Annotated in this window: 14 protein-coding genes; 6 read left to right on the top strand and 8 right to left on the bottom strand. The window is 60.1% G+C overall.

The genetic code is table 11. From position 1 onward, the window contains the following. Nucleotides 1-30 precede the first annotated feature (30 nt). On the top strand, nt 31-699 hold the full coding sequence (locus tag GAL_RS01775; RefSeq protein WP_040104275.1) for a GntR family transcriptional regulator: 669 nt from the start codon (nt 31-33) through the stop codon (nt 697-699). Between the two features lie 9 nt (nt 700-708). Here GAL_RS01775 and GAL_RS01780 read toward each other — a convergent pair whose 3' ends face one another. Then, a complete protein-coding gene (locus GAL_RS01780; protein WP_024095873.1) occupies nt 709-1,611 on the bottom strand; it encodes a DUF1206 domain-containing protein in 903 nt (300 codons plus the stop codon). Between the two features lie 156 nt (nt 1,612-1,767). Then, nucleotides 1,768-2,730, bottom strand: a complete 963-nt coding sequence (locus GAL_RS01785) for an acetyl-CoA carboxylase carboxyltransferase subunit alpha (RefSeq protein ID WP_024095874.1) — start codon at nt 2,728-2,730, stop codon at nt 1,768-1,770. A 119-nt stretch (nt 2,731-2,849) separates the two neighbouring features. Here GAL_RS01785 and GAL_RS01790 point away from each other — a divergent pair, with 119 nt between their 5' ends. Continuing rightward, nucleotides 2,850-3,686, top strand: a complete 837-nt coding sequence (locus GAL_RS01790; RefSeq protein ID WP_024095875.1) for an AraC family transcriptional regulator — start codon at nt 2,850-2,852, stop codon at nt 3,684-3,686. A 3-nt stretch (nt 3,687-3,689) separates the two neighbouring features. Here GAL_RS01790 and GAL_RS01795 read toward each other — a convergent pair whose 3' ends face one another. Continuing rightward, on the bottom strand, nt 3,690-4,286 hold the full coding sequence (locus GAL_RS01795) for a LysE family translocator (protein WP_024095876.1): 597 nt from the start codon (nt 4,284-4,286) through the stop codon (nt 3,690-3,692). Between the two features lie 73 nt (nt 4,287-4,359). Between GAL_RS01795 and GAL_RS01800 the strand changes: the two genes are divergently transcribed. Then, on the top strand, nt 4,360-4,812 hold the full coding sequence (locus GAL_RS01800; RefSeq protein WP_024095877.1) for an Lrp/AsnC family transcriptional regulator: 453 nt from the start codon (nt 4,360-4,362) through the stop codon (nt 4,810-4,812). A 51-nt stretch (nt 4,813-4,863) separates the two neighbouring features. Here GAL_RS01800 and GAL_RS01805 read toward each other — a convergent pair whose 3' ends face one another. After that, nucleotides 4,864-5,469 (bottom strand): hypothetical protein, encoded by a 606-nt coding sequence (locus GAL_RS01805; protein WP_024095878.1) that lies wholly within the window; start codon nt 5,467-5,469, stop codon nt 4,864-4,866. A gap of 80 nt (nt 5,470-5,549) precedes the next feature. Then, the gene (locus GAL_RS01810) at nt 5,550-6,512 is read right to left on the bottom strand and encodes an L-malyl-CoA/beta-methylmalyl-CoA lyase (RefSeq protein WP_024095879.1); all 963 of its coding nucleotides are present in this window, start codon (nt 6,510-6,512) and stop codon (nt 5,550-5,552) included. A gap of 313 nt (nt 6,513-6,825) precedes the next feature. On the opposite strand from GAL_RS01810, the gene dgcN reads away from it, so the two are divergent. From dgcN to GAL_RS01825, 3 genes are all read left to right on the top strand, one after another. Further along, nucleotides 6,826-7,827 (top strand): N-acetyltransferase DgcN, encoded by a 1,002-nt coding sequence (dgcN, locus tag GAL_RS01815; protein WP_024095881.1) that lies wholly within the window; start codon nt 6,826-6,828, stop codon nt 7,825-7,827. 159 nt (nt 7,828-7,986) lie between these two features. Continuing rightward, a complete protein-coding gene (gene dgcA / locus GAL_RS01820; protein ID WP_024095882.1) occupies nt 7,987-8,952 on the top strand; it encodes an N-acetyl-D-Glu racemase DgcA in 966 nt (321 codons plus the stop codon). A 10-nt stretch (nt 8,953-8,962) separates the two neighbouring features. Then, nucleotides 8,963-9,823 carry a D-amino-acid transaminase gene (locus GAL_RS01825; protein WP_024095883.1) on the top strand — a complete coding sequence of 287 codons (861 nt, stop codon included), beginning with the start codon at nt 8,963-8,965 and terminating at the stop codon, nt 9,821-9,823. Nucleotides 9,824-9,905: 82 nt separating this feature from the next. On the opposite strand, the gene GAL_RS01830 is transcribed toward GAL_RS01825, so the two are convergent. From GAL_RS01830 to GAL_RS01840, 3 genes are all read right to left on the bottom strand, one after another. Continuing rightward, nucleotides 9,906-10,580 (bottom strand): type 1 glutamine amidotransferase domain-containing protein, encoded by a 675-nt coding sequence (locus GAL_RS01830; protein ID WP_024095884.1) that lies wholly within the window; start codon nt 10,578-10,580, stop codon nt 9,906-9,908. Nucleotides 10,581-10,610: 30 nt separating this feature from the next. Continuing rightward, entirely contained in the window at nt 10,611-11,642 is a 1,032-nt protein-coding gene (locus tag GAL_RS01835) for an NADP-dependent oxidoreductase (protein WP_024095885.1), read from the bottom strand. Between the two features lie 94 nt (nt 11,643-11,736). Further along, nucleotides 11,737-12,324, bottom strand: coding sequence for a TetR/AcrR family transcriptional regulator (locus GAL_RS01840; RefSeq protein ID WP_244462784.1), 588 nt, complete (start codon nt 12,322-12,324; stop codon nt 11,737-11,739). Nucleotides 12,325-12,441 lie beyond the last annotated feature (117 nt).

Consider the following 12,441-nt stretch of genomic DNA (forward strand, 5'->3'; position numbering starts at 1 on the left):
CTGACCGGGATTTGTGATCACAACATCTTTATGTCTGATCCTGTGTCCAACCCCATTCGCCCGACTGTTGAGCCGCCCACCGGCTCTGCCCACGACCGGGTCTACCGTGCATTACGCACCCGGATCATGCACGGCGAGATAGCACCGGGGGAGGCCCTGACACTCCGCGGGATTGGTCGTGAGTTTGATGTGTCGATGACGCCGGCCCGCGAATCGGTGCGGCGGTTGGTGGCAGAAGGGGCCTTGTTCCTGTCGTCTTCGGGTCGGGTATCGACGCCGGAGCTGACAAATGAGCGGATTGAGGAACTGGCAGCCCTGCGGGCGCTGATCGAGGTCGAGCTGGCCAGCCGGGCTCTGCCGCGCGCGCATATCGCGCTGATCGACCGGTTGCAGAGCATCAACAGCAATGTTGCCGAAATGATCTCCAAGCGGGATGCCGTCGGCTATATCCGTACCAATCTGGAGTTTCACCGTACGCTGTATCTGCGGGCGCAGGCCCCGGCGATGCTGGCGATGGCGGAGACGGTCTGGCTGCAACTGGGGCCTACCATGCGGGCGCTTTATGGTCGGCTGCGGCGGACCGAACCGCCGCAGAATCACAAGTTGATCATTGCAGCACTTAAGGCTGGGGATGAACCGGGGTTGCGATTGGCAGTGCGTTCAGACGTGACACAAGGGCTGCGGATGCTAGCGGGATAGGTCGCGCCGTCAGTCGCCGCTGAGTACATCGCCGAGGGTCTTTGTGCCGCTAGAGCTGGCCTTGGGCACAACGCGATACAGTGCATTTATCCAGCAGAACAGCGCAAAGCCCAAAAGTCCGAGGCAGAGAGCCGTGACAAGGATCTGACCAAAAACCTGCGCCTGCAGCCAGTCAAAGACACTACCGATACCGTCTGGATTGTCAGCGGAGGCCGACACGGCGGCCTTCATGATAAGTGCTCCGATAACGCCAATAACCACGCCGTTTGCGGCGACCCCGATTTTCAGCAAGGTATTGAGGCGTCGGGTAAGCTGATTGGCTTTGAGGTGTGTCCGGTAGCCTTCGTCCCATGCTTTGTGAAGGTAGTAGACGGCTGCACTCAGAGTCAGGAGGCCCACCACGCTAAAAATAATCGTGCCAGTCGAAGACGACGCAAGTTGCGCGATCTTATCACCGCGGGAGTTGCTGTCAGATTGGTGATCGATGAGGACCGCAACGGCGAGGCCTGCCATGACGAGATGAACGAGGCCCGTCACGATCATAGCCGTGCGGGCGACAAGCCCCTTTACACCCAGGCCATAGGCTTCGAGATCCCAGATGCTGTCGACGACACGCCAAATTGCGTAGGCCGTCAGCCCAAGAATGATGAAAAGCAGAACGATTGTGCCCCATCCCCCATCCAACCATTCCAAAGCCGCAGTGGTTCCTTTGGCATCGCCTCCCTGCCAGATCGACCACAGCGAGGTACCGGCAATCGTGAGATAGACCAGCGCCCGACCACCATAGCCGGTACGCATGATTGGTATTGCCCAGGAGAAGTCATCTGGGTTGATCTGGTCAAGAATCTCATTGCGGGTTTGCTGCGAGGGCAGGGTACGGTTTGCGAGCTCTGATTTTAGGCGGTCTGACATGGTGGCGCTCCTGGCCCTAGGAAAGGGCATCTATCAGTCAAATGCGCAGCAGCGCAGGATTGTTCCGTAAGCAGATCGTCACGATGCGAGCACACATAGAAAAAACCCGGCGCACAGGCCGGGGTTTCGTTTTAAATCAGAGCGTTGCAGGTGGCCTTAAGCCGCCAGCCCCTTCGACCCGATATCCAGGAACTTCTGTCGGCGGTCCTTGATCAGGGCGGCGGCGTCCTTGCCGTCCAGCTCTGCCAGCATGTCGGACAGCGCGCCGCGCACCGCCTCAAAGGCGGCCTCGGCATTGCGGTGGGCGCCACCGAGCGGTTCGGGGATGATCTTGTCCACCACGGCCAGCTCCTTGAGGTTCTGGGCGGTGAGGCGCAGGGCCTCTGCGGCTTCGCGCATCTTCTCGGCATCTTTCCAGAGGATAGACGCGCAACCTTCGGGGCTGATCACGGAGTAGACGGAATGTTCCAGCATCGCCACGCGGTTGGCAGTGGCAAAGGCCACAGCACCGCCAGAGCCGCCTTCCCCAATGATGATGGAGATCAGCGGCACGCCGATTTTCAGGCACATTTCAGTGGAGCGGGCGATGGCCTCGGACTGGCCGCGCTCTTCTGCGCCTTTGCCGGGGTAGGCGCCTGCCGTATCCACGAGCGTGACAACAGGCAGACCAAACCGGCCGGCCATTTCCATCAGGCGGATGGCCTTGCGGTACCCCTCGGGGCGGGCCATGCCGAAGTTATGGGCGATGCGCGCCTTGGTGTTGGAGCCTTTCTCATGGCCGATCACCATCACGGGCTGATCGTTGAACCGGGCCAATCCGCCCATCACGGCGAGATCATCGGCAAAGTTCCGGTCGCCGGCCAGCGGGGTATATTCGGTGAACAGCGCATCGATGTAGTCACGGCAATGCGGGCGTTCAGGGTGACGAGCAACCTGACATTTGCGCCAGGGTGTCAGATCCTTATAGAGATCGATCAGCAATTGCGCCGCCTTCGCGTCAAGGGCGGCGGCCTCATCGGTCAGATCAGCCTCTTCATTTGCCCGTGCCAGGGCGCGCAGTTCTTCCGCTTTGCCTTCGATTTCGGCCAACGGTTTCTCAAAATCCATGTACTGGGTCATGTCGTCTCACTCGAGCGGTTTGCCCGATATATGGCCTCAAGGGCCGACGGATGCAACTCAGCAAGATTTGTGAAGTGCTACTGTGGCATCCAAATCAGGGCAGAAGAGGGACGTTTTCCATGAGCAACTCCTATGAGGACCGCATTCTGCGGGTGCTGGGCTATATCTACGACAACCCCGAGGGGGACCTGTCGCTGGATGCACTGGCGGATGTTGCGGCGATGTCGCGGTTCCACTGGCACCGGGTGTTTCGTGCCCTGACCGGGGAAACCTGTGCACAGGCGGTGCGTCGGATTCGGTTGCATCTGGCCGCGACGGCACTGGTGCAGGGCGCAGCCCCGATTGAGAGCATCGGTCGGGCTGCAGGGTATCCCAATGCGCGATCTTTTGCGCGTGTCTTTGCCGAGGCTTATGGAGCGTCGCCCGCGGCCTTTCGCAGGAAGGGCCGTCTTCTGCCGCCCAATCCCAATCTAATATCCCAAGGAGACCCCATGTATCCCACCACGATTCGTACTGAACCCGCTCGCACCCTGGCCGCATTGGCCCACAAGGGGGCCTATAGCGAGATCGGGCGCAGCTTTGAGGCGTTCTCAGCGCTATGTACCGCGCGCAATCTCTGGCCACAGATGCGCCAGATGATCGGCGTCTACCTCGACAGTCCAGATACAGTCCCCGATGCCGAGCTGCGCAGCTATGCCGGGGCCAGCACGGCTGAAGGTGTTACCCTGCCCGAAGATATGGAGGCGGTGGCTCTGCCCGGCGGCAAGACTGCGGTGATGACCTATAAGGGGCCATATTCCGGCATCCATGCCGCCTATGGTGATTTGTTTGGCGCGTGGTTGCCACAGTCGGGCGAGGAGCCCGCCGATGCGCCCTGCTATGAGATCTATCTCAATGATCCGCATCAGGTTGCACCGGAGGAGTTGCTGACGGAGATCTGCCTGCCGCTGAAATGACACTCAGCGCTGCAGCAGGATCGCAGCCAGCGACGCAAGAAGCAGAGCCGCCATGGTCCAGTTGAAGGCCCGCAACTGTGCGGGTTGGGTCAGCAGCCGTCGCAGTTGCTGGCCCAGCAATGTCCAGGTCGACGCTGAGAAACTGCCCACCAGCAAATAGGTGCCCGATACCCAGAGAATGGCAGTCACATCGCGGCTGGCCGCATAAAGGGTGATTGCGCCAAGGGCCATCGCCCAGGCCTTGGGGTTGACCCATTGGAAGGCGCAGGCCTGAAGGAAGCTAAGCGGTGTTCCCTGCGCCTCACCATCGCGCGGCGGGGCCGCATTGGCGACTTTCCAAGCGAGCCACAGCATATAGGCAACTGAAAGTGCCGTCATAATCCAGGTGAGCGCGGGAAAGGCATCAAACAGCTGCATCACCCCAAGGCCAACGGGCAGGATCATCAGAGGAAAGCCAACCGCGACGCCTGTCAGATGCGGAAGGGAGCGGCGAAAGCCGAAGTTGGCGCCGGAGGCCATCAGCATCAGGTTGTTGGGTCCGGGGGTGAACACCGTGCCAAAGACAAAGCCCGCGAGGGCGAAGAAGAGTTCGTAGGTCATGGCGATGAAAGTGGCGAGTATTTGAGCGAATGAAATTGCGTTCTCTGCAAACGGGCGTCATATTTTGCAACAAATGGCGAAACTGGATTATATAAACGACAGGATATTGCAGGAGCTGAGCCGCGACGGGCGGATCAGCAATCTTGAGCTGGCGGATCGCGTGGGGCTGTCGCCTTCTGCCTGCCTGCGGCGGGTGCAGGATCTGGAGCGCGGCGGGGTGATTACCGGATATCGGGCTGTATTGGACCGGCAGGCACTGGGTGTTGGCTTTGTCACCTATATCGGGGTGGGACTGGGAGAGCACACCAAAGAGGCGCAGGAGGCATTCGAACATGCCATGCGGCGGGCGCCCGAGGTGGTGGAGTGCCACAATATCACCGGAACCATCGAGTATCTCCTGCGGGTCGAATGCGCGGATTTGCCCAGCTACAAGCAGTTTCATACTGATATTCTGGGAACATCCCCCTATGTGACCTCGATCACCACCTATGTGGTGATGGGATCTCCCAAGGACATGCGGGCCTGAGAGACGGGGCGTCGGAGATTGAGTATTTAGAGAAAGGTGACGGGGCTGGCGTCAGTCTGCGCCTGTGAGGCTTCGCATGGCGATGGCGGGGGATGCGAGCACCGGGATCTCGGCTTCGATCAGATTGGCAGCGCTAGCCATGGAGGCCTGCGCCAGCACCACACAGGAGGTATCGGCCACGAGGGCCAGGCTGGTGCTGACCCAGGTGGCGATCTGTTTATGGAACAGATCGGTATCGCCTGCGGTGAAATGCGGCCAGAGGCCGGTCAGCGGCAAGGTGCGGATTTCTGCTGATGTGCCGAGGTCGCTGAAGGCGCGCTCTAACAGGGCGGTTGAGGGTGCGCGTGTGCTTTCCAGACAATATGCAATCAGCACCGGTCCGCCGATCTGCGCCGCGGTCTGCATCATCGGCCAGTCGAGCCGGGTGGCGCCGAGACTTTCGGCCAGCTCTCCCAACGTGGTGCAGGTGCAGAGGATGGGGCCGGTCAGGCGCTGGATTTCGGTGGTGATTTCGTGGCGAAGGGCGTCGTCGACGCCGTCTTGGGCCCGCTCCAGCCAGTCGGGACGGACGATATGATGCAGCTTTGCTTTGCCCGCCAGCGCATCGAAGGTGGCGACATGGGTCTCGGCGGTGTGGATCAGGGTGAGATCGATCATGTGCTTCGCCTGCCTTTGTCTCTGCCTTGACGGCCAATGTCATACCGGGGGTACTGTCGCACCCCCGGTTTTACAAACCGTTAGCCGTTCTGGGCGATCAACTCCGATTGGGCGACGATCACTTCGGCCTGTTTGATGGAGGCGATATCGACCAGACGGCCCTTATAGACCGTGGCGCCTTCGCCGTTGGCCTTGGCTTGTTCCATGGCGGCGAGGATCTCGCGCGCCTCTGAGACCGCTTCATCAGATGGGGTGAAGACCTGATTGGCCAGCGCGATTTGTTTTGGGTGGATGGCCCATTTTCCGACCATGCCCAGCGTGGCGGAGCGTTTGGCCTGGGCGATGTAGCCCTCGTCATCGGAGAAATCGCCGAAGGGTCCATCTACCGGCAGGACCCCATGGGTACGGCAGGCGGCGACAATGGCGGCCTGCGCCCAGTGCCAGGGATCCGACCAGTGTTTTTCACCAGCGCGTAGCATGTAGTAGTCTTCCTGGGTGCCGCCGATGCCGGTGGTTTGCATGCCCATGGAGGCGGCAAAATCCGCCGCGCCGAGGCTCATCGCTTGCAGGCGCGGGCTGGCGGCGGCGATGGCCTCAACATGGGCGATGCCGGCGGCCGATTCGATGATCACCTCGAAGGATATCGGCTTGCGGCGGGCCTTGGCGCGTTCAATCGCGGTGACTAAGGCGTCAACAGCATAGACATCTTCGGCGCAGCCCACTTTTGGGATCATGATCTGGTCAAGCCGGTCGCCTGCCTGTTCCAGCAGATCGACCACATCGCGGTACCAATAGGGGGTATCCAGCCCGTTGATCCGTACAGACATGTATTTGCTGCCCCAGTCTACCGTGTTCAGGGCCTCGATCACATTGGCACGGGCTGCATCCTTATCCGACGGGGCGACCGAATCCTCCAGGTCGAGGTTGATCACATCTGCTGCTGAGGTTGCCATTTTTGGGAAGAGTTTGGTGTTGGAGCCGGGGCCAAACAGCTGACAGCGGTTCGGGCGGGCCGGGGCGGCGGGTTGGATGCGAAAGCTCATATCAGCGACCTCTGAGTAATGATGTGTCGTAATTGTTTGTCATTTTGGTATTAAATTGCAGTGCGACCCGCAAGCATTTTGTGCAGGCGCAGCATTGCGAGCGCAGAAACAGTCACTGGGGGACCAGTTGTACCACAGCGCAAGCAAGGAACCGGCGTATATGATCACTAACCGGGAGGATCTTCGGATTATTTCGCCAAGGTTAGAAGATTCATGCGTCAATTTTCAGATGTTGCGCAGAATTCGGGATCCTCTCGCAGGCGCGCTCTCCTACACTCGCGCGGAACTCGACTTTTTCTGAGGAGGCCCCGCCATGATCGAGACCCCATATCTGCTGTTCCTGGGCGATGCGCCCGATATGCTGGCCGCCAAAGTGGCCATCGGTATTCGCGACTGGCGCCCGGACCACGCCGTGGGCCAGATCCGCCTGCCCGGCTGTGGCGCGGATCTTGGGCTGACCGATATGACGCTGGCAGAGGCCAAGGCGGCGGGCGCCAAGACGTTGGTGATTGGTGTGGCCAATCGTGGCGGCGTGATCTCTCCAGCTTGGAAAGAGGTGCTTATTGCAGCCTTGGAGATGGGTTATGATCTGGCGTCCGGGCTGCACAATCTGCTGCGGGACGAGGGTGATCTGGTGGCGGCGGCCCAGACCCATGGCGGAACCTTGCATGATGTCCGCGTGCCCACTGTCGGCTATCCGATTGCAAATGGTGTGAAGCGTAGCGGCAAACGCTGTCTGGCCGTTGGCACCGATTGTTCCGTGGGCAAGATGTATACTGCGCTGGCCATGGATGCCGAGATGCAGAAGCGCGGAATGAAGTCGACCTTCCGCGCCACTGGCCAGACCGGTATTCTGATCACCGGCCATGGCGTGCCGCTGGATGCGGTAATCGCGGATTTCATGGCAGGGTCAATCGAGTATCTGACCCCGGACAATGACGATGATCACTGGGATCTGATCGAGGGGCAGGGCTCGTTGTTCCATGTGTCTTATTCTGGTGTGACCATGGCGCTGGTGCATGGGGGGCAGCCGGATGCGCTGATCCTGTGCCATGAGCCGACCCGTGAGCATATGCGGGGTCTGCCGGGTTATAAGCTGCCGAGCCTTGAGCAGCTGCGTGACACCGCGTTGTCGCTGGCGCAGGTCTCCAATCCTGAGTGCAAGGTCGTGGGCATTTCGGTCAACACACAGCATTTGAGCGAGGAGGACGCGAAATCCTATCTCGCAGAAGTTGAGGCCCGCATGGGGCTGCCGGCGGTGGATCCCTATCGCCATGGCGCGGGTCGTCTGGTGGACGCGCTGGACGCTGTGTGATCTAACCCCTGCTGCCGCCGGGGGTGAGCCGAACGGTTCGAAGCCTCCGGCGGGAGTATTTTTGGAAAGATGACATTGGGGTGCCCGGCCGTGCGGGTGTCCTTTGGGCCTTTTCCGGTTCTTTAGACAAAGAAAACAACCGCAGTTATGGAGAGACATATGCAGATCAGCGTGACACCCGATATTTTCAAGCTGGCGCAGGTCTTTACCATCTCCCGAGGATCACGCACCGAGGCCAAGGTGCTGACCGTGCGTATCGAACAGGATGGCGTGACGGGCTGTGGTGAATGTGTGCCTTATGCGCGTTATGGTGAGACGCTGGAGAGTGTGACGGCTGAAATTGAAGGTCTGCCAGAGCGTTTCAGCCGCGAAGAGCTGCAATTGCTTTTGCCTGCAGGGGCCGCGCGCAATGCCGTTGATTGCGCGCTGTGGGATCTGGAAGCGAAACAGGCGGGTAAGCGCGTGTGGGAGCTGGCAGGACTGCCGGAGCCAAAACCAGAAATCACCGCCTATACGCTGTCGCTGGACAGCCCCGAAAACATGCAGGCGCAGGCCGCCAAGAATGCCCATCGCCCACTACTGAAGATCAAACTGGGTACTGCTGATGACATGGCCCGTTTGGAAGCCGTACGCGCCGGTGCCCCGGAGGCTCGTATCATTGTCGATGCCAACGAGGGCTGGAGTGCCGAGGTTTATGCTGATCTGGCCCCGCATCTGGTGCGACTGGGGGTGGCGCTGGTGGAACAGCCGCTGCCTGCGGGGGAGGATGCTGCCCTTCTTGGGATGGAGCGCCCGGTGCCGGTCTGTGCGGATGAGAGCTGCCATGACCGCGAGAGCCTCGCAGCCCTTGAGGGGAAATACGACGTCATTAACATCAAGCTGGACAAGACCGGTGGTCTGACGGAGGCGCTGAAACTGCGCGACGCGGCGCTGGCGCGCGGCTTTGAAGTGATGGTGGGCTGCATGGTCGGATCCTCGCTTGCCATGGCGCCTGCGACACTGGTTGCACAGGGGGCGGTGGTCACCGATCTTGACGGGCCGCTTCTGTTGGCCGAAGACCGTGCGGAACCGTTGAATTTTGATGCAGCTGGCGTACACCCGCCAAAAGCGGCCTTGTGGGGTTAAGGAGACCAAGATGACCCGTACCGTATATGTGAATGGCGATTACCTGCCGGAAGATGAGGCCAAGGTCTCGATCTTTGATCGTGGTTTCCTGATGGCGGACGCTGTCTATGAGGTAACCTCGGTCCTGGGTGGAAAGCTGATTGATTTCGAAGGGCACGCTGTGCGTCTGAAACGCTCGCTGGATGAGCTGGAGATGGCCGAGCCTTGCACCAAGGAAGAGCTGCTGGAGATTCACCGCAAGCTGGTAGAGCTGAACGGTATCGACGAGGGGCTGGTCTATCTGCAGGTCAGCCGTGGCTCTGATGGGGACCGTGATTTTGTCTTCCCCTCGGCGGATACCAAACCCACCATCGTGTTGTTCACCCAGAACAAACCCGGTCTGGCGGACAGCCCGGCATCGCGCAAGGGCGCTAAGATCATCTCGATCGAGGATATTCGCTGGGGCCGTCGCGACATTAAGACCGTGCAGCTGCTTTACCCCTCCATGGGCAAGATGATGGCGAAGAAGGCGGGGGCCGATGATGCCTGGATGATCGAGGATGGTCATGTGACCGAAGGGACCTCTAACAACGCCTACTTCGTGAAGGATGGCGTGATTGTTACCCGCCCGCTGTCCAATGACATTCTGCACGGCATCACCCGCAAGGCGGTTTTGCGCATGGCAGAAGAGGCGCAGATGAAGATCGAAGAGCGCCTGTTCACCATTGAGGAGGCAAAAGAGGCGGATGAGGCCTTTACCACATCGGCCTCCGCCTTTGTGATGCCGGTGGTTGAGATCGACGGCGTGGCGCTGGGCGATGGCACGCCGGGTCCGATCGCCAAGCGCTTGCGCGAGATCTATCTGGAAGAGAGCATGAAAGAAGCGACCTGATCGCGACATCACATGCCGATGCAAAAGGCCGCCCGCATGACTGCTGGGCGGCCTTTCTCATTTAACAATCAGGCTGTGTGCCTCAGAGCAGGGCGAGCAGCTGTTTGGCGGCCTCTTCTGATGAGGCAGGGTTCTGGCCGGTGACCAGCTTGCTGTCGGTGATGGCAAAGGAGGCCCAGTCGTCGCCTTTCTCATAGGTGGCGCCATTCTCAGCCAACATGTCTTCCACCAGGAAGGGTACGACGTTGGTGAGGCCGACGCCGTCTTCTTCGCTGTTGGAGAAGCCGGTCACGCGTTTGCCCTGTACCAGCGGCGCGCCATCGGCGTCTTTGGTGTGGCGGAACACGGCCGGAGCGTGGCAGACAGCGCCGACGGGACGGTCGCTGTGTGCGAAGGCCTCGATCAGGCGGCGGCTGTCGGCATCCTCGGCCAGATCCCAGAGAGGGCCGTGACCGCCGGGATAGAACACCGCGTCAAAGCCATCGTCTTCGACCTCTGCCAAAACCTTGGTGTTGTCCAAGGCGTCCTGCGCGGCGGTATCTTCCTTGAACCGGCGGGTGGCATCGGTCTGGGCGCTTTCATCATCGCTTTTGGGATCAAGCGGGGGTTGCCCCCCTTTGGGGGAGGCCAGTGTGATGTCGGCGCCTGCATCTTTCAGCGCATAATAAGGCGCGGCGAATTCCTCCAGCCAGAAGCCGGTTTTTTCGCCTGTGTCGCCCAGTTTGTCATGGGAGGTGAGGACCATCAGGATTTTCATCTCGGGTCTCCTTATATTCTGAAGTTCAGATCAGTCGGCGAGGTGGATGACACGTTTGCCAAACGCTTCGCCTCTCAAAAGACCAACAAATGCGGCGGGGGCTTGTTCCAGGCCTTCGATCATTTCTTCGCGGTATTTCACTTTGCCCTCCTGCACCCAGCCGGTCATCTGCTTGGCAAACTCCGGGTAGAGATGGCCGAAATCGTCGAACACGATAAAGCCGCGCATGGTGATGCGTTTACGCAGCAGCTGGCCCATCAGGTAGTTCATCCGATCAGGGCCGTCGGGCAGGGCAGTGGCGTTGTACTGGGAAATCAGACCGCAGAGCGGGATGCGGGCAGAGGGGTTCAGCAGCGGCATCACCGCGTCAAAGACAGCGCCGCCGACGTTTTCGAAATAGATGTCGATGCCATCTGGAACCGCCTTGGCAAGGTCGTCGGCAAAGCTGTCGGCCTTGTAGTCGATGCAGGCATCAAAGCCCAAAGTCTCGACCACGTGCTGACATTTTTCCGCCCCACCCGCGATGCCGACGACGCGCAGACCGAGGATCTTGCCGATCTGACCAACAGTTGCGCCAACCGGGCCGCTGGCGCCTGCGACGACCAGGGTTTCGCCTTCTTTTGGCTGGCCGATCTGTGTGAGACCCGCCCAAGCGGTGAGGCCCGGCATGCCCAGAACACCAAGCGCCCAAGACGGGTTTTGCGGGGTCTTGCCCATATTGATCACACCGGTGCCATCCGACAGCGTGTAGTCCTGCCAACCGCCGAATGCGACGACCCAATCGCCTTTTTCATATCCCTTGACGTTGGATGTCACGACCTCGGCAACGGTGCCACCCACCATGACCTGATCGATCTCGACCGGCGCGGCATAAGAAGGCGCGCTGCTCATCCGACCGCGCATATAGGGATCCAGCGACAGGTATTCGTTGCGCAGGAGCATCTGGCCTTCGCCGGGGGTGGGCACGTCTGTGGTTTCCAGGCGCAGGGTGCTGTCGGTTGGTTCACCCTTGGGGCGCTCGGCGAGGACATACTGGCGGTTGGTGGTGGATGTCTGCGTCATGTTGGGGTCCTTTTCTTGAGGGATTAGACCGATCGTCTAGTGATCGGTAATTTTTTTTGGTGGCTGCCAGCTGCGTCGGAACGGTTATGGTAGGTTAGGTTTGCCTAGGCGAGGGCAGCATGGTGCGGGTCTGGAGCATGGCGGTGTCAAACGGGGTGCTGTCCTGAGACAGATGCGCCATCAGGCCGGCCCCAAGCCAGATCTGATAAAGCGATGTTGCCGTCTGAACGGGGTCGACGCTCGGGCTGAGGGAACCGTCCCGTTGACCTTTGCGCAGGCAGTCGGCCAGCCGCGTGGTAATGCCTTCGACAGCCTGTTGCAGAATGCCGCGCATCGCGGGGGAGAGGTCGGCGATTTCGGCAGCCAGTTTGACGATGAGGCATTTTTGACCGGCCATGTCCGAGCTCTGCCGTTCCTGCCAGGCGGTGACGTAAGACAGCACCTGATCGCGCCCGGTGAGTTCTGGATTGTTCAGCGTGGGCCCTAGTTCAATCCGGTACTGATCGACGTAGTGACGCAGCAGGGCGCAGCCGTAGTCCTCTTTGGAGGAGAAGTAGTGGTAGAACGATCCTTTCGGCACCTGTGCCGTCGCCAGCAGCTCCGTCAGGCCGACGGAGGTGTAGCCGCGCTGTGCTGTCAGTGCGCGTCCGGTGTCCAGAATATGCAGTCGGGTGTCGCTCATACGAGTAGACATAAGGTCACTAGACCGATTGTCTAGTGGGGTTGGCAACTTTTTCCCACCTGTCAAAAACGAGATAAGGCCCCGCGTCTGCGAGGCCTTGCGTTGGCTGATACCAAG

The organism is Phaeobacter gallaeciensis DSM 26640 (assembly GCF_000511385.1).
Classification (GTDB): Bacteria; Pseudomonadota; Alphaproteobacteria; order Rhodobacterales; family Rhodobacteraceae; genus Phaeobacter; species Phaeobacter gallaeciensis.

Excerpts from the sequence above, each read along its gene's own strand:
- GAL_RS01795 (WP_024095876.1), bottom strand. The coding sequence starts at position 4,286 with ATGACCTACGAACTCTTCTTCGCCCTCGCGGGCTTTGTCTTTGGCACG.
- GAL_RS01785 (WP_024095874.1), bottom strand. The coding sequence starts at position 2,730 with ATGACCCAGTACATGGATTTTGAGAAACCGTTGGCCGAAATCGAAGGC.
- GAL_RS01780 (WP_024095873.1), bottom strand. The coding sequence starts at position 1,611 with ATGTCAGACCGCCTAAAATCAGAGCTCGCAAACCGTACCCTGCCCTCG.
- GAL_RS01835 (WP_024095885.1), bottom strand. The coding sequence starts at position 11,642 with ATGACGCAGACATCCACCACCAACCGCCAGTATGTCCTCGCCGAGCGC.
- GAL_RS01790 (WP_024095875.1), top strand. The coding sequence starts at position 2,850 with ATGAGCAACTCCTATGAGGACCGCATTCTGCGGGTGCTGGGCTATATC.
- dgcN (WP_024095881.1), top strand. The coding sequence starts at position 6,826 with ATGATCGAGACCCCATATCTGCTGTTCCTGGGCGATGCGCCCGATATG.
- GAL_RS01800 (WP_024095877.1), top strand. The coding sequence starts at position 4,360 with ATGGCGAAACTGGATTATATAAACGACAGGATATTGCAGGAGCTGAGC.
- GAL_RS01805 (WP_024095878.1), bottom strand. The coding sequence starts at position 5,469 with ATGATCGATCTCACCCTGATCCACACCGCCGAGACCCATGTCGCCACC.
- GAL_RS01810 (WP_024095879.1), bottom strand. The coding sequence starts at position 6,512 with ATGAGCTTTCGCATCCAACCCGCCGCCCCGGCCCGCCCGAACCGCTGT.
- GAL_RS01840 (WP_244462784.1), bottom strand. The coding sequence starts at position 12,324 with ATGAGCGACACCCGACTGCATATTCTGGACACCGGACGCGCACTGACA.
- GAL_RS01830 (WP_024095884.1), bottom strand. The coding sequence starts at position 10,580 with ATGAAAATCCTGATGGTCCTCACCTCCCATGACAAACTGGGCGACACA.
- GAL_RS01825 (WP_024095883.1), top strand. The coding sequence starts at position 8,963 with ATGACCCGTACCGTATATGTGAATGGCGATTACCTGCCGGAAGATGAG.
- dgcA (WP_024095882.1), top strand. The coding sequence starts at position 7,987 with ATGCAGATCAGCGTGACACCCGATATTTTCAAGCTGGCGCAGGTCTTT.
- GAL_RS01775 (WP_040104275.1), top strand. The coding sequence starts at position 31 with ATGTCTGATCCTGTGTCCAACCCCATTCGCCCGACTGTTGAGCCGCCC.